General features: G+C 71.3%; 25 protein-coding genes. 17 read left to right on the top strand and 8 right to left on the bottom strand.

Annotated features, from left to right (window positions below):
- Nucleotides 1–547: HNH endonuclease signature motif containing protein (locus AC1DX8_RS03300; RefSeq protein WP_477628472.1), on the top strand; the 547-nt coding region annotated here is incomplete at its 5' end.
- A gap of 9 nt (nucleotides 548–556) precedes the next feature.
- On the opposite strand, the gene AC1DX8_RS03295 is transcribed toward AC1DX8_RS03300, so the two are convergent.
- Both AC1DX8_RS03295 and AC1DX8_RS03290 read right to left on the bottom strand, forming a co-directional pair.
- Nucleotides 557–2,473 (bottom strand): acyl-CoA dehydrogenase family protein, encoded by a 1,917-nt coding sequence (locus tag AC1DX8_RS03295; RefSeq protein WP_477628471.1) that lies wholly within the window; start codon nucleotides 2,471–2,473, stop codon nucleotides 557–559.
- Between the two features lie 72 nt (nucleotides 2,474–2,545).
- The gene (locus tag AC1DX8_RS03290; RefSeq protein ID WP_477628470.1) at nucleotides 2,546–3,220 is read right to left on the bottom strand and encodes a TetR family transcriptional regulator; all 675 of its coding nucleotides are present in this window, start codon (nucleotides 3,218–3,220) and stop codon (nucleotides 2,546–2,548) included.
- A gap of 86 nt (nucleotides 3,221–3,306) precedes the next feature.
- Between AC1DX8_RS03290 and AC1DX8_RS03285 the strand changes: the two genes are divergently transcribed.
- From AC1DX8_RS03285 to AC1DX8_RS03270, 4 genes are all read left to right on the top strand, one after another.
- Nucleotides 3,307–4,635: an acetyl-CoA C-acetyltransferase gene (locus tag AC1DX8_RS03285; protein WP_477628469.1), complete on the top strand. Its 1,329-nt coding sequence runs from the start codon at nucleotides 3,307–3,309 to the stop codon at nucleotides 4,633–4,635.
- Nucleotides 4,635–5,978: a 3-oxoacyl-ACP reductase gene (locus AC1DX8_RS03280; RefSeq protein ID WP_477628468.1), complete on the top strand. Its 1,344-nt coding sequence runs from the start codon at nucleotides 4,635–4,637 to the stop codon at nucleotides 5,976–5,978. Before AC1DX8_RS03285 ends, AC1DX8_RS03280 begins: the two co-directional genes overlap by 1 nt.
- Before the next feature lie 16 nt (nucleotides 5,979–5,994).
- Nucleotides 5,995–6,828, top strand: a complete 834-nt coding sequence (locus tag AC1DX8_RS03275; protein ID WP_477628467.1) for a MaoC family dehydratase — start codon at nucleotides 5,995–5,997, stop codon at nucleotides 6,826–6,828.
- Nucleotides 6,829–6,901: 73 nt separating this feature from the next.
- Nucleotides 6,902–8,122, top strand: coding sequence for an FUSC family protein (locus AC1DX8_RS03270; protein ID WP_477628466.1), 1,221 nt, complete (start codon nucleotides 6,902–6,904; stop codon nucleotides 8,120–8,122).
- Nucleotides 8,123–8,134: 12 nt separating this feature from the next.
- Here the strand turns inward: AC1DX8_RS03270 and AC1DX8_RS03265 are convergent, their stop codons facing one another.
- Together AC1DX8_RS03265 and AC1DX8_RS03260 are read right to left on the bottom strand one after the other, a co-directional pair.
- Nucleotides 8,135–8,659 (bottom strand): GNAT family N-acetyltransferase, encoded by a 525-nt coding sequence (locus AC1DX8_RS03265; RefSeq protein WP_477628465.1) that lies wholly within the window; start codon nucleotides 8,657–8,659, stop codon nucleotides 8,135–8,137.
- Complete coding sequence (locus AC1DX8_RS03260) at nucleotides 8,656–9,312, bottom strand: NAD(P)H-binding protein (RefSeq protein WP_477628464.1); 657 nt, start codon at nucleotides 9,310–9,312, stop codon at nucleotides 8,656–8,658. Before AC1DX8_RS03260 ends, AC1DX8_RS03265 begins: the two co-directional genes overlap by 4 nt.
- 184 nt (nucleotides 9,313–9,496) lie before the next feature.
- Here AC1DX8_RS03260 and thrS point away from each other — a divergent pair, with 184 nt between their 5' ends.
- Nucleotides 9,497–11,482, top strand: a complete 1,986-nt coding sequence (gene thrS, locus AC1DX8_RS03255; protein WP_477628463.1) for a threonine--tRNA ligase — start codon at nucleotides 9,497–9,499, stop codon at nucleotides 11,480–11,482.
- Nucleotides 11,482–12,039 (top strand): HIT family protein, encoded by a 558-nt coding sequence (locus AC1DX8_RS03250; protein ID WP_477628462.1) that lies wholly within the window; start codon nucleotides 11,482–11,484, stop codon nucleotides 12,037–12,039. Before thrS ends, AC1DX8_RS03250 begins: the two co-directional genes overlap by 1 nt.
- Here the strand turns inward: AC1DX8_RS03250 and AC1DX8_RS03245 are convergent.
- Nucleotides 11,936–12,841 carry a hypothetical protein gene (locus tag AC1DX8_RS03245; RefSeq protein ID WP_477628461.1) on the bottom strand — a complete coding sequence of 302 codons (906 nt, stop codon included), beginning with the start codon at nucleotides 12,839–12,841 and terminating at the stop codon, nucleotides 11,936–11,938. The two genes, AC1DX8_RS03250 and AC1DX8_RS03245, sit on opposite strands and share 104 nt — an antisense overlap.
- Entirely contained in the window at nucleotides 12,838–13,326 is a 489-nt protein-coding gene (locus tag AC1DX8_RS03240) for a hypothetical protein (RefSeq protein WP_477628460.1), read from the bottom strand. The genes AC1DX8_RS03245 and AC1DX8_RS03240 overlap by 4 nt, the downstream gene beginning before the upstream one ends.
- Before the next feature lie 36 nt (nucleotides 13,327–13,362).
- Between AC1DX8_RS03240 and AC1DX8_RS03235 the strand changes: the two genes are divergently transcribed.
- The 6 genes from AC1DX8_RS03235 to pdxS all read left to right on the top strand — a co-directional run bounded on the left by AC1DX8_RS03235 (nucleotide 13,363) and on the right by pdxS (nucleotide 18,344).
- Nucleotides 13,363–13,791 (top strand): thiol-disulfide oxidoreductase DCC family protein, encoded by a 429-nt coding sequence (locus tag AC1DX8_RS03235; RefSeq protein ID WP_477628459.1) that lies wholly within the window; start codon nucleotides 13,363–13,365, stop codon nucleotides 13,789–13,791.
- Between the two features lie 7 nt (nucleotides 13,792–13,798).
- Nucleotides 13,799–14,413, top strand: coding sequence for a phosphatidylinositol phosphate synthase (gene pgsA / locus AC1DX8_RS03230; RefSeq protein WP_477628458.1), 615 nt, complete (start codon nucleotides 13,799–13,801; stop codon nucleotides 14,411–14,413).
- Between the two features lie 13 nt (nucleotides 14,414–14,426).
- A complete protein-coding gene (locus AC1DX8_RS03225; RefSeq protein ID WP_477628457.1) occupies nucleotides 14,427–15,371 on the top strand; it encodes a phosphatidylinositol mannoside acyltransferase in 945 nt (314 codons plus the stop codon).
- Entirely contained in the window at nucleotides 15,368–16,555 is a 1,188-nt protein-coding gene (locus tag AC1DX8_RS03220; protein ID WP_477628456.1) for a glycosyltransferase family 4 protein, read from the top strand. The genes AC1DX8_RS03225 and AC1DX8_RS03220 overlap by 4 nt, the downstream gene beginning before the upstream one ends.
- A complete protein-coding gene (locus AC1DX8_RS03215; protein ID WP_477628455.1) occupies nucleotides 16,555–17,142 on the top strand; it encodes a hypothetical protein in 588 nt (195 codons plus the stop codon). Before AC1DX8_RS03220 ends, AC1DX8_RS03215 begins: the two co-directional genes overlap by 1 nt.
- Before the next feature lie 290 nt (nucleotides 17,143–17,432).
- Nucleotides 17,433–18,344, top strand: a complete 912-nt coding sequence (gene pdxS / locus AC1DX8_RS03210) for a pyridoxal 5'-phosphate synthase lyase subunit PdxS (protein ID WP_477628454.1) — start codon at nucleotides 17,433–17,435, stop codon at nucleotides 18,342–18,344.
- A 6-nt stretch (nucleotides 18,345–18,350) separates the two neighbouring features.
- Here the strand turns inward: pdxS and kynU are convergent, their stop codons facing one another.
- Together kynU and AC1DX8_RS03200 are read right to left on the bottom strand one after the other, a co-directional pair.
- Complete coding sequence (gene kynU / locus AC1DX8_RS03205) at nucleotides 18,351–19,586, bottom strand: kynureninase (protein ID WP_477628453.1); 1,236 nt, start codon at nucleotides 19,584–19,586, stop codon at nucleotides 18,351–18,353.
- A gap of 60 nt (nucleotides 19,587–19,646) precedes the next feature.
- Nucleotides 19,647–20,174 (bottom strand): GNAT family N-acetyltransferase, encoded by a 528-nt coding sequence (locus AC1DX8_RS03200; protein WP_477628452.1) that lies wholly within the window; start codon nucleotides 20,172–20,174, stop codon nucleotides 19,647–19,649.
- Between the two features lie 67 nt (nucleotides 20,175–20,241).
- Here AC1DX8_RS03200 and pdxT point away from each other — a divergent pair, with 67 nt between their 5' ends.
- The 4 genes from pdxT to ruvA all read left to right on the top strand — a co-directional run bounded on the left by pdxT (nucleotide 20,242) and on the right by ruvA (nucleotide 22,862).
- Nucleotides 20,242–20,850: a pyridoxal 5'-phosphate synthase glutaminase subunit PdxT gene (gene pdxT / locus AC1DX8_RS03195; protein WP_477628451.1), complete on the top strand. Its 609-nt coding sequence runs from the start codon at nucleotides 20,242–20,244 to the stop codon at nucleotides 20,848–20,850.
- Nucleotides 20,847–21,608, top strand: a complete 762-nt coding sequence (locus tag AC1DX8_RS03190) for a YebC/PmpR family DNA-binding transcriptional regulator (RefSeq protein WP_344132854.1) — start codon at nucleotides 20,847–20,849, stop codon at nucleotides 21,606–21,608. Before pdxT ends, AC1DX8_RS03190 begins: the two co-directional genes overlap by 4 nt.
- A gap of 115 nt (nucleotides 21,609–21,723) precedes the next feature.
- Nucleotides 21,724–22,263 (top strand): crossover junction endodeoxyribonuclease RuvC, encoded by a 540-nt coding sequence (gene ruvC, locus AC1DX8_RS03185; RefSeq protein WP_477628450.1) that lies wholly within the window; start codon nucleotides 21,724–21,726, stop codon nucleotides 22,261–22,263.
- Nucleotides 22,260–22,862 carry a Holliday junction branch migration protein RuvA gene (ruvA, locus tag AC1DX8_RS03180; RefSeq protein WP_477628449.1) on the top strand — a complete coding sequence of 201 codons (603 nt, stop codon included), beginning with the start codon at nucleotides 22,260–22,262 and terminating at the stop codon, nucleotides 22,860–22,862. The genes ruvC and ruvA overlap by 4 nt, the downstream gene beginning before the upstream one ends.
- Nucleotide 22,863: the final 1 nt, after the last annotated feature.

The raw sequence follows: 22,863 nt of genomic DNA, 5'->3' as shown, positions 1-22,863 counted from the left end.
GACCTGGAACGCATTCCGGGCCGAAGACCTCGACTGGTCCCAGAAGTACGGCCGGGCCTTCGTCGAGCTCCTCGAACACCTGCCCACCGACCACCTCGCCGGCAAGGTCAACGCCACCGTGCTGGTCACCCTCGACCACGACCAGCTCAAGGCATCCCTCGGTGCCGCGCACCTCGACACCGGACACGACCTGTCCGCCTCCGAAGCCCGACGACTGGCCTGCGGCGCAGGGATCGTCCCGGCCGTCCTCGACGGCCAGTCCCAGCTGCTCGACCTCGGCCGCACCCAACGCTTCTTCACCGAAGCCCAACGGGTGGCCCTGGCCATGACCTACGACTCCTGCGCCGCCGACGACTGCGACCGCCCCTACGCCTGGACCGAGCAACACCACCAAGACCCCTGGGCCACCGGCGGACACACCGACCTCGACAAAGCAGTACCCCTGTGCGGGTTCCACCACCGCCGCGTCCACCACTCCGGATTCCACCACCGAATCACCCGAGATCCCGACGGATGCAAACACGTCACCATATGGCGACGGACATAGGCGCTCAGATCAGTCGAGGGGGTGCAGCAGCTCCGTGCCGAGCCACGCCTTCGGGATCCCGAAGGCGTCGACCAGCTCCTGCGCGTGCGGCCGCAGCGCGGCGCAGAGGTCGTTGACGGCGGCGGTGACCTGCTTGCTCCGCGCCGGCGTGATCCGGCCGTGCTCGAGGAACCAGCCCTTGTCGGCCTCGATGCTGCTCAGCGCGTAGAGGTCGCACACCCGCGACAGGGTCTGGGCAGCCGAAGGGTCGGCGCACCCGTCGATGGCTGCGACGAACGACTCGAGGATGGTGCGGTCCACGTGGGCCCGGGCCGCCTCGATGACGTGGTCCTGGGCGTCGTTGAAGGCGGCGAACAGGTCGGCGCCCGGCTTGCCGGCCTTGCGCAGCCGCAGGGCGAGGGTCTCGAGCAGGTGCTTCTCACGGTCCTCGAAGAGGTCGAGCTGCCAGCCGCGGTCGGTCGGGCCCTTCTCGCTGTCGCGGCCCGGCGCGGAGTCGATGAGCCGCTGGATGAGCCCCCGTGCCGCGGTGCGCTCGATGACGGCACCCGCGAACTGCCTGGCTCCGAACCGCACCATCCCCAGGGTGTCGAGGTCGCCGAACGCGTCGCGGTAGTCGGTGAGCAGCCCCTTGGCGACGAGCTGGAGCAGCACGGTGTTGTCGCCCTCGAAGGTCGTGAAGACGTCCGTGTCGGCCTTGAGCGCCGGCAGCCGGTTGACCGCGAGGTAGCCGGCTCCGCCACACGCCTCCCGGCACATCTGGATGGTCGCCGTCGCGTGCGCCGTGGCGACCGCCTTGGTCCCGGCCGCCCTCGCCTCGAGCTCGCGCTGCTGGTGGTCGTCGGCCGCGTCACCGGCCGACTGCACGTCGTGCATCAGCCCGACGAGCTCGTTCTGGGCGAACTGCAAAGCGTAGGACTTGGCCAGGGCGGGCAGCAGCTTGCGCTGGTGCACGCGGTAGTCGAGCAGGATCACCTCGTCCGTGCCGCCGGGCGGCGCGAACTGGCGTCGGTGACCGGCATACGTGACGGCGAGCGTCAGGGCGGTGCGGGTGGCCGCGCCGGCACCGCCGGCCACGCTGATCCGCCCGCGCACCAGGGTGCCGAGCATGGTGAAGAACCGGCGGGTCTGGTTCTCGATGGGCGAGGTGTAGGTGCCGTGCTCGTCGATGTCGCCGTAGCGGTTCAGCAGGTTGGTGCGCGGCACCCGCACGTGGTCGAACGACAGGCGGCCGTTGTCGACCCCTGCGAGCCCGGCCTTGGCGCCGCAGTCGCCGATCGTCACCCCGGGCATCGTGGCGCCGGACTCGTCGCGGATCGGCACGAGCACGCAGTGCACGCCATGGCTCTCGCCGCCGGTGACCAGCTGGGCGAAGACGGCCGCCATCCGGCCGTCGCGCGCGGCCCCACCGATGTAGTCCTTGCGGGCGCGCAGGTCGGGGGTGTGGACCACCAGCTCGTCGGTGGCGGGGTCATAGGTGGCCGTGGTGCCGAGCGACTGGACGTCTGAGCCATGACCGGTCTCGGTCATCGCGAAGCAGCCGGGCAGCGTGGCGTCGATGATCGAGGGGAGGTATGCCGTGTGGTGGCGTTCGGTGCCGAGGTTCGCCACGGCCCCACCGAACAGTCCCCAGTGCACCCCCGCCTTGACCATGAGCGACAGGTCGGCGTGGCCGAGCAGCTCGAACGCCGTGACCGACCCGCCGAGGTCGCCGTTGCCGCCGATGGCCCGGGGGAAGCCGCGCTTGGCGTGGCCCGTGGCGGCCAGCGCCTGGACCTGGTCGGCGATCCGCGCGCGGTACGACTCGAGGTCGAGGGGTTCGGCCGGAGGGGCGAACCGCTCCGGGTCGAGGTCGGTCCGCGCCTCGTCGCGGATCGCGGCCCAGCGACCGTCAAGGGTCTTCTGGAGGGCGGGGGCGAGGGTGGTCATGAGGCTGCTCCTCGGTCAGGGTCTCTCAGGGTGAGGGGTCTTGGTCAGGGGGTCTCGGTCAGGGGGTCTCGGTCAGGGGGTCTCGTCGGGCCAGGCCGCGGAGAGCCCTCCCCAGGCCAGGTCGGTGAGGTGCTCGGTGAGCTCAGGTCGGGTCATCGCACCGGTGTCGGCGAGCCACTGGTCGGCCGCGGCGCGGACCATCCCCACCAGCCCGGCACCCCACACCCTCGCGGGGGCGGTGTCGCGCCCCGCGCGGGTCAGGGCCTCGGCGATGACGAGGGACATCTGCGCGGCGATGTGGCCGGTCACCGGCGCAGCGGGGTCGCCGGACGACTGGTCGAGCAGCGGAGCCGTCACGACGAACCGGTACACCTCGGGGTCCTTCTCCACGAGCGTCAGGTAGGCGTCGATGGCCCCGGCGATCAGCCCCCTCGGGGTCGAGTCGGCGCTGGTGAGGTCGTCGCCCGCGGCGCCGGTGGCCTGCACGAGGTTGCGCAGGATCAGCGCGTCCACGCTCTCCGACACCGCGGCATACAGGCCCTGGCGGTCGGTGAAGTGCCGGTAGATGACGGTCTTGGAGGTGCCGGCGACGGCCGCGATGTCGTCCATTCCCACGCCCGCCCCGTGCTGACGGACCGCACGCAGGGTGGCATCGACCAGCTCGCGGCGGCGAGCCGCGCGGTGCTGGTCCCACCGCGTGCTGCGTCCGTCAGGAGCCGGGCTCGCGGGCTGAGTGGTCGTGGTCACAAGCCGTGACGGTAGCAGGTACTTGCTGTACCTGCTACCGTCCGTATCAGTTACCTGTCCCACATCCCACCACCCAGGAGCACCTCGTGGCCACCTCCGCGCCATCACCTCGATCCACCTCCTCGCGGGCGTCCGACCGGTCCCGCCGGGCGGCTGTCATCGGCGGCAACCGCATCCCGTTCGCGCGCCAGAACGGCGCGTACGCGAAGGCCTCCAACCAGGACATGCTCACGGCCGCCATCGAGGGACTGGTGGCGCGGCACGGCCTCGCAGGGGAGCAGGTCGGCGAGGTCGCGGCAGGTGCGGTGCTCAAGCACGCGCGTGACTTCAACCTGACTCGTGAGTCGGTGCTGGGGTCGAGCCTCTCGGCCCGGACCCCCGCCTATGACGTGCAGCAGGCCTGCGGCACTGGCCTCGAGGCCGCCATCCTGGTGGCCAACAAGATCGCGCTCGGCCAGATCGCGTCCGGCATCGCCGGCGGCACCGACACCGCCTCCGACGCGCCGATCGCCGTCAACGAGGGCCTGCGCGAGACGCTGCTCTCGCTCAACCGGGCCACGACCCCCGGGCAGCGCGCCAAGGCGCTCACCCGGCTGCGCCCCAGCCAGCTGGTGCCCGAGATCCCGCGCAACGTCGAGCCGCGCACCGGCCTGTCGATGGGGGAGCACATGGCCCAAACGGCCAAGCAGTGGGGCATCAGCCGCCAGGCCCAGGACGAGATTGCCGCGAGCTCCCACCAGCACCTCGCCGCCGCGTACGAGCGCGGCTTCTTCGACGACCTCATGACGCCCTTCCTGGGGCAGACGCGCGACCAGAACCTCCGCGCCGACTCCACGGTCGAGAAGCTCGCCACCCTCAAGCCGGTGTTCGGCAGGGGGGAGGGAGCCACCATGACCGCGGGCAACTCGACGCCCCTGACTGACGGCGCCTCCGCCGTCCTGCTCGGGTCGGACGAGTGGGCGAAGGAGCGCGGGCTGCCCGTGCTCGCACACCTCGTCGACGCCCAGACCGCCGCAGTTGACTACGTGACCGGCAACGAGGGCCTGCTCATGGCGCCGGCCTACGCGCTGCCCCACCTGCTCGCCCGGCAGGGGATGACGCTGCAGGACTTCGACCTGGTCGAGATCCACGAAGCCTTCGCGGCCACCGTGCTGACCACCTTGGCCGCCTGGGAGAGCGAGGACTTCTGCCGCGACCGGCTCGGCCTCGGCGCGCCCATCGGGGCGCTCGACCGCAGCAAGCTCAACGTCAACGGTTCGTCCCTGGCGGCGGGTCACCCGTTCGCCGCCACCGGTGGGCGCATCGTCGCCTCCCTCGCAAAGCTGTTGCACGAGAAGGGACCCGGTGCGCGCGGCCTCATCTCGATCTGCGCAGCTGGCGGGCAGGGCGTCATGGCCATCCTCGAGGCTGCGTGATGGCGGGCACCTACGCCGGCATCGTGAACAGCCCGGTCGGCAAGAAGCTGGCGGCCCAGCTCGGGCTCCCGCGCCCCACGAGGCTGCGCCGGTATGCCGTGGGCGAGCCCCTCATCGACGGCGCGGTCCTCGTCGGAGGGCTCGGTGCTGCTCCGGTGGCAGCGCGCGGGCGCGGCTTGCTGGAGCGTGAGGGGGTCGACACCCTCGACGAGCTGGCCGACGGCGACCGGGTCGCGGCGGTGGTCGCCGACCTCACCGAGGCGAGCGAGCCCAGCGACCTCGACGCACTGCGAGCCCTCGTGGCGCCGGCGCTCAAGGGCCTGCGTCCCAGCGGACGGGTGATCGTGGTGGGCCGGGAGCCCAGGAGTGCCAACGGTTTCGCGCAGGCGGCGACCCGACGTGCGCTCGAAGGGATCACGCGGTCCATCGGCAAGGAGCTCCGGGCCGGAGCCACCGCCAACCTCGTGCTCATCGGCGATGGTGCGGAGGCGAACGCCGACGCGGCCCTGCGCTTCCTGCTGTCGGGCCGCTCGGCCTACGTCGACGCGCAGGTGGTCCGCGTCGGACGAGGCACGCCCACCGAGCCGACCGACTGGGAGAAGCCGCTGGCCGGCAAGGTGGCGGTCGTCACCGGCGCAGCCCGGGGCATCGGTGCGTCGATCGCCGACGTGCTGGCCCGGGACGGCGCCACGGTCGTGTGCGTCGACATCCCCGCTGCCGGCGACTCGCTGGCTCGCACCGCCAACCGGGTCGGTGGCACCGCCCTGCAGCTCGACGTCACGGCCCCGACCGCGGGGCGTCAGGTCCTCGACCACGCGACCACGCGGCACGGGGGCCTCGACGTCGTCGTGCACAACGCCGGGATCACCCGCGACAAGCTGCTCGCCAACATGGACGAGGACCGCTGGTCGTCGGTGCTCGACGTCAACCTGGGGTCGATCCTGCGGATGAACGAGGTGCTGCTGGCCGAGGGTGGCGTCCGTGACGGGGGGCACGTCGTCCTCGTGTCGTCGATCGCCGGCATCGCCGGCAACCGCGGGCAGACCAACTACGGGGCGTCGAAGGCCGGCGTGATCGGGCTCGTGGACGCGTTGTCGGCTGACGACGCGCTCCGGGCCCGCCGGATCACCGTCAACGCGGTGGCGCCGGGGTTCATCGAGACCGAGATGACGGCCAAGGTGCCGTTCGCGACCCGGGAGGTGGGTCGACTGCTCAACTCCCTCAACCAGGGGGGACTGCCCGTGGACGTCGCCGAGACCATCGCGTGGTTCAGCCAGGACGCCAACTCGGGCGTCACGGGCAACGTGGTGCGGGTGTGCGGCCAGAGCCTGTTGGGGGCCTGACGTGGAGGTCCGCACCTTGACCGAGTCGCCAGCCCTGGCGCCGTTGTTCGCCAAGGCGGCCCTCACGCAACGCGGTCGACACGGCGACCTCCCTGACACCGCACTGCGTCGCGAGGGCGTCAGCATCGACCGTGACCACCTGCTGGCCTACGAACGGGTCTGCGGGTTCGGGGGGAGCGACGTGCTCCCGCACCCCTACCCCCACGTGCTCGGGTTCCCGCTCCAGGTGGCGCTGATGGCCGACCGGGCCTTTCCCCTGGCGCTGCCCGGGCTGGTCCACCTGGAGAACCAGATCACCGTGCACCGAAGGCTCAGGGCGGACGACCGACTCGACCTCACGGTGCACGCCGAGCGCTTGCGTCCGCATCCGAAGGGTCAGCTCGTCGACCTGGTCACCGAGGTCGACGTCGAGGGTGAACGGGTCTGGGACGGCCGCAGCACGTACCTGCGGCGGGGGCACGCGCACCCCGAGGCCGAGTCGGGCGTCCAGGCGCCGCCCCTCCCGAGTCGCCCACCCGCCGCCGTCGTCCGCGTCCCCGAGGGCCAGGGACGCGCGTATGCCGCGGTGTCAGGTGACGTGAACCCGATCCACGTGCACGCGCTGACAGCCAAGGCGATGGGCTTCCCTCGGGCCATCGCCCACGGGATGTGGACGGCAGCCCGCACCCTGGCCTGCCTCGGACCCGGCACCGCCGAGTCGAGCACGTCGCACGTGTGGTTCGCCAAGCCGGTGCTGCTGCCCAGCACGGTCGAGCTGCTCGTCGACGACTCGGGCCCGGTGACGGTCGCCGGCCTCCGGTCCGCCCAGGACGCCAGCCTCATCCACCTGACCCTGACGTTCGAGTCCTGACGACCGCGGGCAGAGGGTCACGCGGGCTGCGGGCGGCTATGCGGGCGAGTCACCGACCCCTAGTGTCGGGAGGATGGACTCTTCACCTGACGGGACGCAGCGGGCCTCGTGGCTCGGTGCGCTGCGCGACTCCGCGCGCAGGGGGATCCGGACGGTCGTCGAGGCGGTGCGCCACGCCGGGCCGGAGCGCGACACCGCCCTCCTGATGGGGAAGGCGGCGCTGGCGACGGTGCTCGCCTGGCAGTTCGCTGTGCGCGTCCTGCACAGCCCGGCACCCTTCTACGCGCCGATGGCGGCCCTGCTCGTGGTCGACCGCACGATGGTGCGCTCCCTGTGGGCGAGCGCCCAGCGGTTGGTGGCGGTCATCGTGGGGATGAGCGTGGCGTGGCTCGTCGGCGCGACGCTGGGGGTCCACTGGTGGAGCATGCTGCCGGTGATGGTGCTCGCCCTCCTCGTCGGGCGGTGGCGCCGGCTCGGAGACCACGGCATCCAGGTGCCGGCCATGGTGCTGCTGTCGCTCATCACCGTCGGCGGGACCGACACGGAGTTCACCTACCTCACCATCGTCGAGACGCTGGCCGGTGGTGTCATCGGGGTGCTCACCAACGCGATCGTGGTGGCACCGCTGCACATCCACCAGCCGCGAGACCAGATCCGGGCGCTGACCCGGCAGGTGTGCCAGCTGCTCAACGACATCGCCGCCGGCATGCGGGAGGGGTGGGATGCCGACCTGGCCCGCTCGTGGTACGACACCAGCACCGACCTCCTCAGGTTGGCCCCGACCATCCACGCCGAGATCGAGACCGGCCGCGAGAGCACGCGGTTCAACCCCCGTGACAACCTGCGCCGGGTCGAGGTGGACTGGGAGGGTTACGCGCAGACGGTGGAGGCGATCCGGCGGGGCCAGTGGCAGGTGAGCGGGATCGCTCGCACCCTGTTCGATGCGGCTGACGAGGGGGCGAGCCAGCCGACCCCGACCCAACGCTTCCTCGAGCGGTATGCCGTCGCGCTCGACGAGGTCGCGGGCGCCCTGGGCCACTTCGGCCTTGGTGACGAGGACGAGCAGGCCGCCGTCCGCCAGTACCTGCGCTCCGCCGGGGAGATCATCACCGAGCTGGAGCACGAGGTCCGGACCACCGAGCTGGAGGACGAACGCGCGTGGCCCGCCTACGGCGCGATGCTGCTCGACGCCCAGCGCCTCATCCGTGAGCTGGAGGTCCACAGCCGCACGGCGGTCATGCCCACCGACAGCGGTCCGATCCGCAGGCCACCGGTCCGCATTGTCGGTCGCTGAACCTCGGCGGGCTCAGCCGCCGGCCGGGGGCCCGGCCAGCTGCTTGGCGAAGTACCGCGACAGCTCGGAGTCGGCGTAGTGGCCGAACCGGATCGTCGGCTCGTATCCCTGCGCCTCATAGAGCGCGATCGCCTCGGGCTGCATCGTGCCCGTCTCGAGGGCCAGCACCTCGACCCCGGCCGTCCTGGCCGAGTCCTCGAGGGCGACCAGCAACCGCCGGGCCAGCCCTTGGCGACGCAGAGCAGGGGAGACGAACATGCGCTTCACCTCCGCGCATCGTCCGCCGATCGCGGCGTCGAGCTCGGGTCGCAGCCGCCAGCCACCCATCGCGACCGGTGAGCCGTCCACGAGACCCAGGAGGAAGCGTCCCTGCGGCTCGTCGAACTCCGTCGGGTCGACCCGGGAGTCGTCAGGGCCCCCGTAGATCTGGACGTAGTACTCCTGCACCTCCGTGACGAGGTCCTGGACCCGGGCGTCGGTGAAGGCCACCTGTTGTACGGCCCAGTCCGTGGCCGGGTGGGGGGTCGACGCGGTCACGAGCCCAGGGCCGCGACAGCCTGCCGAACGGGCACCTCGCCCGAGACGAGGTCGACGGTGCGACCCCTTCCGGCGCCGGTGACGAGCAGCTCCGCGAGCACGGCGGCGACGTCACGACGCGTGACCGAGCCGCGCCCGAGCCCTTCACCGAGGGCCACCCGGCCGGTGGGCTCGTCGTCCGTGAGCCGGCCGGGGCGGACCACGGTCCAGTCGAGCGCGGTCCGCGACCGCAGGTCGTCGTCGGCCGCGCCCTTGGCCCGCAGGTACACCTGGAAGACGTCGTCGCTGTCCGGGTCCGCCGCCTCGGTACCCATCGCCGACACCATGACGTAGCGCGTCACCCCGGCCTGCTCGGCAGCGTCGGCGAGCAACGCTGCCGCTGCCCGGTCGACGGTCTCCTTGCGGTCCGCTCCGCTTCCGGGACCGGCGCCCGCGGCGAACACCACGGCGTCGGCACCGGCGATGGCGGCGGCCAGCTGGTCGACGGTCGCCTTCTCGAGGTCGACGACCTCGCCGCGGGCGCCCTGCTGGGCGAGGTCGGCGAGGTGGTCGGGGTTGCGCACCAGCCCCACCGCCTCGTGGCCCGACTCCGACAGTGAGCGTTCGAGGTGCTGGGCGATCTGGCCGTGCCCGCCTGCGATGACGACGATCATGGGGCCTGTCTACCACCAGCCGTGCGGGTGTCGAGCACGGCCGGCTGACCTGCCGCGGGTAACTCGCGCGCGGTCTGCACGAGGTGGCCGATAGCATCGGTATGCCGCCTGTGGAGCTCCGCGCGCGGCATACCTGAACGGCTTCACCACACCGAGCCACCAACGAGCAGGAGAACCCACCACCATGTCTGCCCAGATCACCGTCAACGTCGCTGGAGACGAGCGATCGGTGCCGGAGCAGACGACTGCCGCCGACCTGTTCGAGGGCGACCGCGCCGTCCTGGTCGCGCGCGTCAACGGTGAGCTGCGCGACCTGGCCCACGTGCTGGCCGACGGTGACGTCGTGGAGCCGGTGACCGCCCAGGAGCAGGACGGTCTCGACGTGCTGCGGCACAGCGCCGCCCACGTGCTCGCCCAGGCCGTCCAGGAGGTCAACCCGAAGGCTCGCCTCGGCATCGGGCCCCCGGTGCGCGACGGGTTCTACTACGACTTCGACGTCGCCGAGCCGTTCACCCCCGAGGACCTCAGGGCCCTCGAGAAGGTGATGCAGCGGATCGTCAACGAGGGCCAGACCTTCGTGCGGCGCGAGATCAGCGACGAGCAGGCCGCGGTCGAGCTGGCCGCAGAGCCCTACAAGATCGAGCTGATCGGCCTCAAGGGCGGAGCTGCAGGCGACGCCGCCGAGGGGGCCGACGTCGAGGTGGGCGGTGCGCAGCTGACCATCTACGACAACCTCAAGCGTGACGGGTCGCGGGCCTGGGGCGACCTGTGCCGTGGCCCGCACGTGCCGTCGACCAAGGTGCTCGGCAACGCGTTCAAGCTGATGCGCAGTGGCGGGGCCTACTGGCGCGGGTCGGAGAAGAACCCCCAGCTCCAGCGCGTCTACGGCACCGCCTGGCCGACCAAGGACGAGCTCAAGGCCTACCTCGAGCGGCTCGCCGAGGCCGAGAAGCGCGACCACCGCAAGCTCGGCGCCGAGCTCGACCTCTTCAGCTTCCCCGACGAGCTCGGGTCGGGGCTGGCGGTGTTCCACCCGAAGGGCGGGATCATCAAGCGCGAGATGGAGGACTACGTCCGCCGCCGCCACATCGAGGAGGGCTTCGAGTACGTCGGGACCCCCCACATCAGCAAGGACGGCCTGTTCCACACCTCCGGGCACCTGCCCTACTACGCGGACACCATGTTCCCGCCGATGGAGTTCGAGGGCACCGAGTACCGCCTCAAGGCGATGAACTGCCCGATGCACAACCTGATCTTCCGTTCCCGCGGGCGGTCCTACCGCGAGCTGCCACTGCGCCTGTTCGAGTTCGGCTCGGTCTACCGGTTCGAGAAGTCCGGCGTCGTCCACGGGCTCACCCGCGTGCGTGGCATGACCCAGGACGACTCACACTCGTACGTCACCGCCGAGCAGGCCCCGGGCGAGGTCAAGCACCTCCTCGACTTCTGCCTCGGGCTGTTCCGTGACTTCGGGCTCGACGACTTCTACCTCGAGCTGTCGACCCGCGACACCGAGGGCGACAAGAAGGACAAGTTCATCGGGTCCGACGAGCAGTGGGAGGTCGCGACCTCAGTCCTCGAGCAGGTGGCCACCGAGTCAGGGCTCGAGCTCGTGCCGGACCCGGGTGGCGCGGCCTACTACGGGCCCAAGATCTCGGTGCAGGCGCGGGACGCCATCGGCCGCACCTGGCAGATGTCGACCATCCAGTACGACTTCAACCAGCCCGAGCGGTTCGGACTCGAGTACCAGGCGTCGGACGGCACCCGCAAGCAGCCGGTGATGATCCACTCGGCCAAGTTCGGCTCGATCGAGCGCTTCATCGGGGTGCTCGTCGAGCACTATGCGGGCGCGTTCCCGGTGTGGTTGTCCCCGGTCCAGGTGCTGGGGATCCCGGTCGCCGACGAGTTCAACGACTACCTCTGGGACGTGCTCTCGCAGATGAAGGCCAAGGGGATCCGGGTCGAGCTCGACGAGAGCGACGACCGGTTCCCGAAGAAGATCCGCAACGCCTCGAAGTCGAAGGTGCCCTTCGTCCTCATCGCCGGCGAGGAGGACCGCGCGAAGAACGCCGTGTCCTTCCGCTACCGCAACGGCGAGCAGAAGAACGGCGTGCCGATCGAGGACGCGATCGCCGAGGTCCTCCAGGCCGTCGAGTCGCGCGCCCAGGTCTGATGCAGCCGGACACGGACTTCGCGGGGGAGCGGGACGGCTTCGAGCGCCTGTGGACCCCGCACCGGATGGCCTACGTGACTGGGGAGCGGCCGAGCGAGGATGCCGGCGACGGCTGTCCCTTCTGTGCCGCGCCGGGAAAGGACGACCAGGCGGGGCTGATCGTGCACCGGGGCGCCACGTGCTACGTCGTCATGAACCTGTTTCCCTACAACCCCGGGCACGTCCTGGTCTGTCCCTACCGCCACGCCTCGCTCTACGTCGACCTGACCGACGAGGAGACCAGCGAGTTCACGCTGCTGACCAAGCAGGCCATCGCGGCGATCGACGCAGCCTCCGGACCGCACGGCTACAACATCGGGATGAACCAGGGTGCCGTCGCCGGTGCCGGGGTGCAGGCCCACCTGCACCAGCACATCGTCCCGCGCTGGGGAGGCGACGCGAACTTCCTGCCGATCATCGGCCAGACGAAGGCGCTGCCGATGCTCCTCGAGGACGTGCGGACCCGACTCGTCGCAGCCTGGCCGGGTGAGGAAGCCGCTCCAGCGGGAGGAAGCTGAGCAGGCACACCACGAGCGGCAGGAAGTGGATCTTCAGCATCACGTACGTGCTGAGGTGGAAGCCGGCCCAGAAGAGCAACGCGGCATACAGCGCCCTTCCCTTGAGCCACAACAGGATCGGTGAGCAGGACTCCGCGACCAGCACGACCCACTGCAGCGCGTGGGTGAGCGCTGGGTGCGACCCCACCCAGGGGCCGATGCCGTTCGGGCGCCTCGTGAGGGCCCAGATGAGCGTGGCGCCGTTGGCCCATCCCCACCCCCCGAACCGCATCTTGGCGCAGGCCGACAGGAAGTAGATCGAGACGGCGCCGATCTGGACCATGCGGATCGCCCACCCCGCGGCCCGCGACCGGACGTCGACATCAGCGAACCGCGCGCGGCCGACCGTGGGCAGGACGAACAGCGCCACGACGAGCGCGAAGTGGTCGTGGTCGACCTTCGAGTAGGCGAAGGCGTTGCTCACCCAGTCGAGCATGCCGACGGCGCAGACCCATCCGGCCAGCCGAGGCAGCCGGCCCGTGGCCCCGATGGCCGAGCTGGCCAGGACCACCGCCAGCAGCACCCGCACGTAGTCGTGCGAGGGCGCCGGCAGGTGCAGCAGCGTCCGCACCTCGAGGCCGCGGTAGAGGCTGGGGGGCACGTCGCCGTGGGGGATGGGGTCGGTGACGATCCACAGCACGTCGAGCCAGACGAAGGCGTACACGACAACGCGCATCCACGCCACGCGTGCGAGGGAGATCTCCGGGAGGAGGAACCTCTCGATGACCGACTGCTCGACCACGGACTGTTCACCCCGGTTCACCCGGCACCGCCGGAGAGTCCGGAGGGCTTGGGCTGCAACGGGTCCCGGACCTTCCACGCTGCGAGCGTGTAGATCGTGGCGGCCCCGGTCCCGATCTGGGTCGAGGTGTTGCGCAGGTAGATCTCGGCGTACGCGGGCTCGTGCGGGAGTCGTCGCGAGTGCAGGACGGCGATGTCCTGCAACAGCTCGGGGTGGGCGATGATGCGTGGGGCCTGGCCCTCGATCTCGGCCCGCTCGATGCCGATCGCCTCCTTCGACAGGGGGACGCGGACCACCTGCCCGTCCACCGTGAGGGCGTCCATGGTGAGGGAGTTGATGACCCCGTCGTTGCGCACCGAGAAGGCGTACTGCGACATGGGCGCGAACGGCCACCAGTTGTCGTTGCCCACCCACGTGCCGAGGCAGACGGTCGTCACGACGGCCGCGGTCACCGCGAGCCGCCACAGCACGGCATACGGACCCAACGGTCTGGACGTCCCCCTCACGCGGTCATGCTCCCATGCAGATGACAGACTGGAACCATGGACATGGAGCGGGGACTGCTCATCTTCGACGGTGACTGCGGGTTCTGCACGACCAGCGCACGGTTCGCCACGCGGTGGGTCGACCGACGTGGCCGCTACGACATCAGGCCCTGGCAGCAGGTCGACCTCGCACCGTTTGGTCTCACCGAGGCCGACTGCATCGAGGCGGCCCAGTTCGTGCGCCCGGACGGCTCGGTCGCCGCTGCCCACCTCGCCATCGCCGAGGGGCTCAAGCACGGCGCGCCGCTGTGGCGCCCCCTCGGCCACCTGGTCACCCTGCCGGGCATCAGCTGGCTCGCGGGGCGGGTCTACACGTGGGTGGCGGACCACCGGTACGCACTGCCCGGAGGCACACCGGCGTGTGCGCCGACGCACGCGCCGGACGGCACGGTGGCCGGGAAGACGGGCTCGGCCTCAGTAGGCTGACCCCACCATGCTCAACAAGTACGCACGCGCGCTCTTCACGAAGATCTTCACCCCGGTCGCCCGGCTGTTCCTCAAGCTGGGCATCAGCCCCGACGTGGTGACGGTCGTCGGCACCCTCGGCGTGTGCGTCGGTGCGCTGGCGTTCTACCCACGGCACGAGTTCTTCTGGGGCACGGTGGTGATCACCCTCTTCGTCTTCTCCGACACCGTCGACGGTGTCATGGCGCGGATGTCCGGGCGATCGGGCAGGTGGGGCGCCTACCTCGACTCCACCCTCGACCGGGTCGGCGACTCCGCGATCTTCGGGGGCCTCGTGCTCTGGTATGCCGGGAAGGGCGACGACTTCCTCATGGCCGGGCTGGCCCTGGCCTGCCTCATCCTCGGCAGCGTCGTGTCCTACGCCAAGGCGCGCGCCGAGGGCCTCGGCTTCACCGCCAACGTCGGCATCGCCGAGCGCGCCGACCGCCTCGTGGCAGTCCTCGTGGTCACCGGGCTGGTCGGGCTCGGCCTGCCCGAGGTCGTCCTCACCATCGTGCTCGCGCTGCTCGCCGTCGCCAGCCTCGTCACGGTCTTCCAGCGGATGCTGCTCGTGCGCCAGCAGGCCCTGGGACAGACCTCCTGAACGGGCTGGCGCCATGAGCGGGCTGGGCGACCTCCTCGCCATCACCGGCTACCGCCTCGGGTGGGGCACCGTGCGACGGTTGCCGGAGCGCACGGCACACACGGTCTTCGAGCAGATCGCCGACCTCACCACGGCACGAAGGGGCAAGGGCGTCCAGCGGCTGCGCAGCAACTACGCGAAGGTGCGGCCCGACCTCACCCCGGCCGAGCTCGACGCGCTCGTGCGCGAGGGCATGCGGTCCTACCTCCGCTACTACTGCGAGGCCTTCCGCCTGCCCGACCGCAGCGCTGACGACATCGCGGCGGCGGTGCGGGTGGAGGGTGACGGTCCCGTGCGAGCCGAGCTCGCGGCGGGCCGACCGGTCGTCTGCTTCCTCGGCCACCTCGGCAACTGGGACCTCGCCGGCGCGTGGGGCACCGCCGCCATCGGGCCGGTCGTGACCGTCGCCGAGCGCCTCGAGCCCGAGGAGGTGTATGCCGAGTTCCTCGCCTTTCGTGAGTCGCTCGGCATGACGATCCTGCCGCTGACCGGTGGTGGAGACGTCTTCGCCCAGCTCCGGGGCCACCTCACCACGCCCGTGCTGATGCCCCTGCTCGCGGACCGCGACCTCACCGACCGCGGCATCGAGGTGGACCTGTGCGGTCACCGCTCGAAGATGGCCGCCGGGCCTGCCGCCCTCGCGCTGGCGACCGGTTCAGCCCTGCACCCTGTCTCGATCCACTACGAGCGGCTCGAGCGACCGAGCTGGAAGCACCGGACCGTCATCACGTTCCACGACCGGGTCGAGGTGCCGGCCACGGGCACGACCCGCGCCAAGGCGGTGTCGATGACCCAGCAGTGCGCCGATGCGCTCGGTGCCGCGATCGTCGAGCACACGGCCGACTGGCACATGCTGCAACGCGTCTTCCTCGACGACCTCGTCCCCCGGGCGGGCCGCGCTGCCGGGACCTGGCCATGAGGATCGGCATCGTCTGTCCGTACTCGTTCGACGTGCCTGGCGGGGTGCAGTTCCACGTGCGCGACCTGGCCGAGCACTTCCTCGGGCAGGGCCACTACGCGTCCGTGCTCGCGCCGGCCGACGAGGACACCCCGCTGCCGGACTACGTCGAGTCGGTGGGACGGGCGGTCCCCGTCCGCTACAACGGGTCGGTGGCTCGGCTGAACTTCGGTCCGTTGACGGCCGCGAGGGTCGGGCGCTGGCTGGAAGCCGGCGACTTCGACGTCCTCCACATCCACGAGCCGGTGACACCCAGCATCTCCCTCCTCGCCCTCTGGTCCGCCGAGGGGCCGGTGGTGGCCACCTTCCACACCTCGAACCTGAGGTCGCGAGCCATGCAGGCGGCCTACCCGTTGCTGCGCCCCAGCCTCGAGAAGATCAACGCACGGATCGCCGTGTCGGAGGACGCCCGGCGCACCGTGACGACCCACCTGGGCGGCGACGCCGTCGTGATCCCCAACGGGGTCAACGTCGCTCGGTTCGCGGATGCCCCGCCGGCACAGCGCTGGACCGGCACCGACTCCGCGCCGACCATCGCCTTCCTCGGCCGTATCGACGAGCCGCGCAAGGGCCTCCCGGTGCTCGCCGCGGCCATGCCGGCGGTGCTCGCCAAGCACCCGGGCACCCGGGTCCTGGTCGCGGGTCCGGGTGACGTGGAGGCGGCGCGCGAGCGCCTCGACCCCGCGGTCGCGGCGGCGACCGAGTTCCTCGGGATGGTCAGTGACGAGGACAAGGCGGCCCTCCTGTCCTCGGTGGACCTCTACGTCGCGCCGCACACCGGCGGCGAGAGCTTCGGCATCGTCCTCGTCGAGGCGATGAGCTCCGGCGCCCCCGTGGTGGCGAGCAACCTGCCGGCCTTCGTCCGCGTCCTCGACGGCGGCCGGGCCGGCTGCACGTTCGCCAACGAGGACAGCGCCGACCTCGCCCGGCACCTGGTGCGGCTGCTCGGCGACCGCGTCGAACGCGAGCGCCTGGCGGAGGTTGGGCACCGCCGCGCGTGGGTCTTCGACTGGTCCGTCGTGGCCGAGGACGTCATGGCGGTGTACGACACGGTCACCCACGGGGCCGACGAGACACGGGTCGACGCGGCCGCAGACACCCGGTGGACCAGGCTGCTGCGGGGTCGCCGAGGAGGAGTGGACTGATGGACGCACTGACCTGGGGTGTCGTCGTCGTGGCGGTGCTGCTCGGCGTCGCGTGGTACCTCTCCTACAGCGCGGCGAGGCTCGACCGCCTGCACACCCGCGCCGAGGGGGCCCTGTCCGCGCTCGACGCGCAGCTGGTCCGGCGGGCCGAGGCGACGCTCGAGCTGGCCAACTCCGGTGCCGTCGACCCGGCCAGCGCCCTGATGCTGGCGGGGGCGGCGTCGGAGTCGCTCGAAGCCCACAACGAGCGCGCTCTCGAGGACGACCTGCTCGACGGCCAGAGCTTCGGCGCCCGCGAGGTGCTCGAGAGCGACCTGACCGAGGCCCTGCAGGCCGCCCTGACGGCCGACGTGGTGGCCGACTTGCGCGCGGAGGGCACCGACGCCCTCGGGGCCAGCGCCCTCCAGCGGGTCGAGGCAGCCGGGGTGCGGGTCCAACTGGCGCGACGGTTCCTCAACGACGCGGTGACCGATGTCCAGCGGGTGCGCCGCAAGCCGGTCGTGCGGCTGTTCCGCCTCGCCGGCCACGCCGACCTGCCACGGACCGTCGAGTTCGACGACGAGCTGCCCCCCGCCGTCCGCGACTGAACGCCTCCCGCGCCCCGGCCCGAATGCCTCCCACGCCCCGGCCCGACGGCATACCCGGGCTCCCGCCCGCTCGTGGCCAGCGGGGCCCCTTCCACCAACTTCGGGCCACTGGTGCCGCTCCGGAGCGGCAGGTTGGGGCCCTGGTGCGCGACAGGTGGCCAGAAGTGCGGGGGAGGGCGGGCTGAGCCGGGGTCAGCAGCGCCTGCCGGACCGACTAAACTCGGTGGCGAAGCGCGTCCCCTGCGCTGCGCCCTGCCCTGGGCCCCTGAACAAGAGTTTGGAGTGACCCCATGTCCGCGGACACCACCACCCCCAGCCAGCCCACCACCGGCACCTCGCGCGTCAAGCGCGGGATGGCCGAGATGCTCAAGGGCGGCGTCATCATGGACGTCGTCAACGTCGAGCAGGCCAAGATCGCCGAGGACGCCGGGGCCGTCGCGGTGATGGCCCTCGAGCGGGTCCCGGCCGACATCCGCGCCCAGGGTGGCGTCTCGCGCATGTCCGACCCCGACATGATCGACGGCATCATCGAGGCCGTCTCGATCCCGGTCATGGCCAAGGCCCGCATCGGTCACTTCGTCGAGGCCCAGGTGCTGCAGTCCCTCGGCGTCGACTACATCGACGAGTCCGAGGTGCTGACCCCGGCCGACTACGCCAACCACATCGACAAGTGGAACTTCACGGTGCCCTTCGTCTGTGGTGCGACCAACCTCGGCGAGGCGCTGCGCCGGATCACCGAGGGCGCGGCGATGATCCGCTCCAAGGGTGAGGCCGGCACCGGTGACGTCTCCAACGCCACGACCCACATGCGCCAGATCCGCCAGCAGATCCGCAAGCTGCAGAACCTGCCCGAGGACGAGCTGTTCGTCGCGGCCAAGGAGCTCCAGGCGCCGTACGACCTGGTCAAGGAGGTCGCCGAGCTCGGCAAGCTCCCGGTCGTGCTGTTCACCGCGGGTGGCATCGCGACCCCGGCCGACGCCGCGATGATGATGCAGCTCGGCGCCGAGGGTGTGTTCGTCGGCTCCGGCATCTTCAAGTCCGGCAACCCCGCCCAGCGGGCCGAGGCGATCGTCAAGGCGACCACCTTCTTCGACGACCCCGACGTGATCGCCAAGGTCTCGCGCGGTCTGGGCGAGGCCATGGTCGGCATCAACGTCGACGAGATCCCCGAGCCGCACCGTCTGGCCGAGCGCGGCTGGTAGTCCGGATCAGGTGACGGTGCTTCGGGCGCGGAACTCCTCGCGCTCGAACTCGCGCCCCTCCAGCACGGCCGCGAGGTGCTCGGCCGCGGCGACGACGTCGGCGTGCGACAGGTACAACGGGCTGAAGCCGAGCCGCACGATGTCGACCTCACGGAAGTCGCCGATGACCCCGCGGGCGATGAGCGCCTGCACCACGGCATACGCCTCGGGGTGACGCAGGCTCACCTGGGAGCCGCGCCGCGCCTCGTCGCGGGGTGTCGCGAGCGGGACGTCGACGCCGAGGGCGTCGAGCGCCTCGATGAAGAGCCCGGTCAGCGACAGCGACCGTGCGCGGACATCCTCGATCGAGAGCCCGTCGTATGCCGTGAGCGCACCTTCCAGCGTGAGCAGGCTCAGCAGGGGAGCGGTGCCCACCCTGGCCCGGGTGATGCTGGCGGCCGGTGCGTAGTCGGTGGACATCCCGAACGGGTTGGCGTGGCCCTGCCAGCCGGAGAGCGGGTTGTCGAAGGCCGCGAGGTGCTCCCGCCTGACGTAGATGAAGGCCGGGGCCCCTGGGCCGCCGCTGAGGTACTTGTAGCCGCAGCCGACCGCCAGGTCGGCCCCGCCCTCGTCGAGCCCGACCGGCATCGCGCCGGCCGAGTGGCACAGGTCCCAGCAGACCAGGGCGCCGACGTCGTGGGCAGCTCGGGTCAGCGCGGGTAGGTCCCACTGCTCCCCGGTGCGGTAGTCGACCTGGGAGTAGGCGGCCAGGGCCAGCGACTCACCCAGCTCGGCGATGCGGGCGGGAGCGTCCGGGGTCGGCACGAGCTCGAGGGTCAGTCCCAGCAGGTCACAGGCCGACCGGGTGATGTAGACGTCGGTCGGGAACGAGTCGGGGTCGGTGAGCACTGTGCTGCGCCCCGGACGCATGCGCGACGCGGCGACGATCGTCTTGAAGAGGTTGACCGACGTGGAGTCGGTGACGACGACCTGTCCCGGGGCTGCGCCCACCAGCGCCCCGATGCGGTCGCCGACGCGCTCGGGAGCGCCCCACCAGTCCGACTCGTTCCAGGCCCTGATGAGCTGCTCGCCCCACTGTCGGGTGACGACGTCCGCGGCGGTCCGCTCGGCCTCGAGCGACAGGGCGCCGAGCGAGTTGCCGTCGAGGTAGATCACCCCGTCGGGGATGCGGAAGGCACTGCGTCGGTCGGTCGCGGAGTGCTGGGCGTCGAGGTCGCGGGCGCGGGCGGCGAGGTCGGTCATGACCGCAACCTATCGGGGCGGTGGGCCTCGATGTCAGGGCCCCGAGCCACCGATCTGAGGTCAGTCGGGCAGCACCATGAACAGCACCGGGAGGTGGTCGTCGGGCAGCCACCAGGGCCGGCCCTCGCCGACCACCTGCCACCCGGTGCGTCGGTAGAGCGCCACGGCGGAGGCGGTCTCCTGCACGACGTCCAGCACGGGCAGGCGACCCGAGCCCCGGATCGCCGACACCGCCGTCGCGAGGAGTGCCTTGCCGACACCCCTGCCGGCCACGGTGTGGTCGACGAACAGCACCGCCACGGCCGCGAGCTCCTCCCGGGGACGGCCGGCGCCGGCGGTCCACAGGTCGGCCTCGAGCCCCGGCTCGACCCGCGACACCGCCACGTGGCCGACGACGCGCCCGTCGAGCTCGGCGACCCACGCTGCGTCCTCGTCGGCCCGCGCGATGAACGACTCGACGGGAAACGGCAGGGGCCAGTTCTGCGGGTAACCGGAGTGCGGCTGCTGTGCGGCCAGCACCGCTGCCAGGGCTGCGATGTCGTCCCCGGTGCGCGCCCGCACCACCACCTCGCTCCTGGCGCCAGTCATGGCGCCACTGTAGGTCGGGGCCGGGGCGGGGCGTGGCAGCCGTCCGCGCGGCCGTAGCATTCCGGGCGTGACCGACCAGCCGACCATCGGCGTGCTCGCCGTCCAGGGCGACGTGCGCGAGCACCTGTATGCCGTGGAGCAGGCGGGCGCTCGCGCCACCACCGTGCGCCGCACCACCGAGCTCGACGCGGTCGACGCCCTGATCATCCCGGGGGGCGAGTCGACCACGATGGACAAGCTCGTCCGGGCCTTCGAGCTCCGCGACCCGCTGCGCGAGAGGCTGGCAGCCGGCATGCCGGCCTACGGGTCCTGTGCGGGCATGATCATGCTCGCCGACCGGATCGCCGACGCGCGCCCGGACCAGCAGACCCTCGGCGGGCTCGACATCACGGTGCGCCGCAACGCGTTCGGGCGGCAGGTCGACTCGTTCGAGGAAGACCTGCACATCCGTGCCATCGGTGGCCGTCCGATGCGGGCGGTGTTCATCCGGGCTCCGTGGGTCGAGGAGGTGGGGGAGGGCGTGGACGTGTTGGCCCGCGTCGAGGACGGACCTGCCGCAGGTAGGATCGTCGCCGTTCGTCAGGGGTCGCTGATGGCCACCTCCTTCCACCCGGAAGTGACCGGTGACCACCGGTTCCACCAGTTGTTCGTCGAGATCGTGAGAGGCAAGGCATGAGCGGCCACAGCAAATGGGCAACCACGAAGCACAAGAAGGCTGCCATCGACGCGAAGCGGGGCAAGCTCTTCGCCAAGCTGATCAAGAACATCGAGGTCGCTGCCCGCACCGGTGGCGGTGACCCCACCGGAAACCCGACGCTCTACGACGCCATCCAGAAGGCCAAGAAGACGTCGGTCCCCAACACGAACATCGACAACGCGGTCAAGCGCGGGTCGGGGGCGACGGCGGGCGGCTCTGACTGGGAGACGATCACGTACGAGGGCTACGCCCCCGGTGGCGTCGCCGTCCTCATCGAGTGCCTGACCGACAACCGCAACCGCGCGGCAGCCGAGGTGCGCACCGCCCTGACCCGCAACGGTGGCCAGCTGGCCGACCCCGGCTCGGTGTCCTACGTGTTCGACCGCAAAGGCGTCGTCATCGTCCCCAAGGGCGACAAGACCGAGGACGACATCCTCGAGGTGGTGCTGGAGGCCGGCGCCGACGAGGTCAACGACCTCGGCGACTCCTACGAGATCATCTCCGAGGCGACCGACTTCGTCGCCGTCCGCAAGGCCGTCCAGGACGCCGGGATCGACTACGACTCGGCCGAGGCGTCGTGGGTCCCCAACCTCAAGGTGCCGCTCGACGCCGACGGGGCGCGCAAGATGATCCGCGTCATCGAGGCCCTCGAGGACTCCGACGACGTGCAGGACGTCTTCGCCAACGGTGACATCAGCGACGAGGTGCTGGCCGAGATCGAGGACGACGACGAGTAGAGGCGTGTTGCTCCGCTCGCTGGCGGGTGGCCGTGTGTACCGTTGAACCGAACACTTGTTCGGAAGACACGATGGTTGGTGACGACTCCGTGTCACAGATGAGGGAGCGGCTGTCGTGCGCGTACTCGGGGTCGATCCCGGCCTGACCCGGTGTGGGATCGGGGTCGTCGAGGGAGGTCGTGGCCGGCAGGTCCGGCTTGTCGCCGTGGGTGTCGTGCGCTCACCGGCGACCGAACCCACCGCCGAGCGGCTGCTCTACCTCCAGACCGAGCTCGACAGCTGGCTCGACCGGTTCCAGCCCGACGCGATCGCGGTCGAGCAGGTCTTCGCCGACGTCAACGTCGCCAGCGTCATGCACACCATGCAGGCCTCGGCCATCCCGCTCCTGGCGGCCGCCCGGCGCGGGCTGCCCGTCGAGCTGCACACGCCCACGTCCGTCAAGGCCGCGGTCACCGGGTCCGGCCGCGCCGACAAGGCGCAGGTCACCGCCATGGTGACCCGCATCCTGCGGATGGAGTCCGCCCCCAAGCCCGCCGACGCCGCCGATGCCCTGGCCATCGCGATCTGCCACCTGTGGCAGGGTGCTGCCGTCGGCCGGCTGCAGGAGGCGGCCCGCGTGGAGCAGGCCAGGCTCAGGGCCGCGGTGGCCCGGTGATCGCGTCGGTCCGTGGCGCCGTGCGCCACGTGGGGCTCGACCGGGTCGTCGTCGAGGTCGGGGGAGTCGGCATGCTGCTGCACACCACCCCGGCGACCGCGTCCGCCCTCCACCTCGGCCAGGAGGCGCTGCTGGCCACCACGCTGGTCGTGCGCGAGGACTCGTTGACCCTCTACGCCTTCGGCTCCGACGACGAGCGCGACATCTTCGAGCAGGTGCAGACGGTGTCGGGCGTGGGTCCGCGGATCGCGCTGGCCATGCTCTCCGTGCTCGCCCCCGACCGGCTCCGGGCTGCCGTGACCAGTGCCGACCTCGCCACCCTCACCAAGGTGCCGGGCATCGGCCGGAAGGGTGCCGAGCGGATCGTCCTCGAGCTGCGCGACAAGCTCGGTATGCCGTCCGGTGCCGCCACCGGCGCCACGGCGGCTCCGTCAGGTGCGACCGCGGCCTGGCGTGACCAGGTGGCCGAGGCCCTCGTCGGGCTCGGCTACTCCGCCAAGCAGGCCGAGGACGCCGTGTCCCGTGCTGCGGAGGCCGCTCCCGCGGGCGCCGACGTGTCGGCGATGCTCCGTGCTGCCCTGCGTGAGCTGGGGCGCTAGG

The organism is Pedococcus sp. P2_A3 (genome assembly GCF_056405035.1).
This window is presented reverse-complemented; position numbering and strand designations above follow the sequence as displayed.

Bases quoted from the DNA above. Each gene is read 5' to 3' on its own strand.
- AC1DX8_RS03295 (WP_477628471.1), bottom strand. From the start codon at position 2,473: ATGACCACCCTCGCCCCCGCCCTCCAGAAGACCCTTGACGGTCGCTGG.
- AC1DX8_RS03280 (WP_477628468.1), top strand. From the start codon at position 4,635: ATGGCGGGCACCTACGCCGGCATCGTGAACAGCCCGGTCGGCAAGAAG.
- AC1DX8_RS03270 (WP_477628466.1), top strand. From the start codon at position 6,902: ATGGACTCTTCACCTGACGGGACGCAGCGGGCCTCGTGGCTCGGTGCG.
- AC1DX8_RS03260 (WP_477628464.1), bottom strand. From the start codon at position 9,312: ATGATCGTCGTCATCGCAGGCGGGCACGGCCAGATCGCCCAGCACCTC.
- thrS (WP_477628463.1), top strand. From the start codon at position 9,497: ATGTCTGCCCAGATCACCGTCAACGTCGCTGGAGACGAGCGATCGGTG.
- AC1DX8_RS03250 (WP_477628462.1), top strand. From the start codon at position 11,482: ATGCAGCCGGACACGGACTTCGCGGGGGAGCGGGACGGCTTCGAGCGC.
- AC1DX8_RS03235 (WP_477628459.1), top strand. From the start codon at position 13,363: ATGGACATGGAGCGGGGACTGCTCATCTTCGACGGTGACTGCGGGTTC.
- pgsA (WP_477628458.1), top strand. From the start codon at position 13,799: ATGCTCAACAAGTACGCACGCGCGCTCTTCACGAAGATCTTCACCCCG.
- AC1DX8_RS03225 (WP_477628457.1), top strand. From the start codon at position 14,427: ATGAGCGGGCTGGGCGACCTCCTCGCCATCACCGGCTACCGCCTCGGG.
- AC1DX8_RS03220 (WP_477628456.1), top strand. From the start codon at position 15,368: ATGAGGATCGGCATCGTCTGTCCGTACTCGTTCGACGTGCCTGGCGGG.
- AC1DX8_RS03215 (WP_477628455.1), top strand. From the start codon at position 16,555: ATGGACGCACTGACCTGGGGTGTCGTCGTCGTGGCGGTGCTGCTCGGC.
- pdxS (WP_477628454.1), top strand. From the start codon at position 17,433: ATGTCCGCGGACACCACCACCCCCAGCCAGCCCACCACCGGCACCTCG.
- kynU (WP_477628453.1), bottom strand. From the start codon at position 19,586: ATGACCGACCTCGCCGCCCGCGCCCGCGACCTCGACGCCCAGCACTCC.
- AC1DX8_RS03200 (WP_477628452.1), bottom strand. From the start codon at position 20,174: ATGACTGGCGCCAGGAGCGAGGTGGTGGTGCGGGCGCGCACCGGGGAC.
- AC1DX8_RS03190 (WP_344132854.1), top strand. From the start codon at position 20,847: ATGAGCGGCCACAGCAAATGGGCAACCACGAAGCACAAGAAGGCTGCC.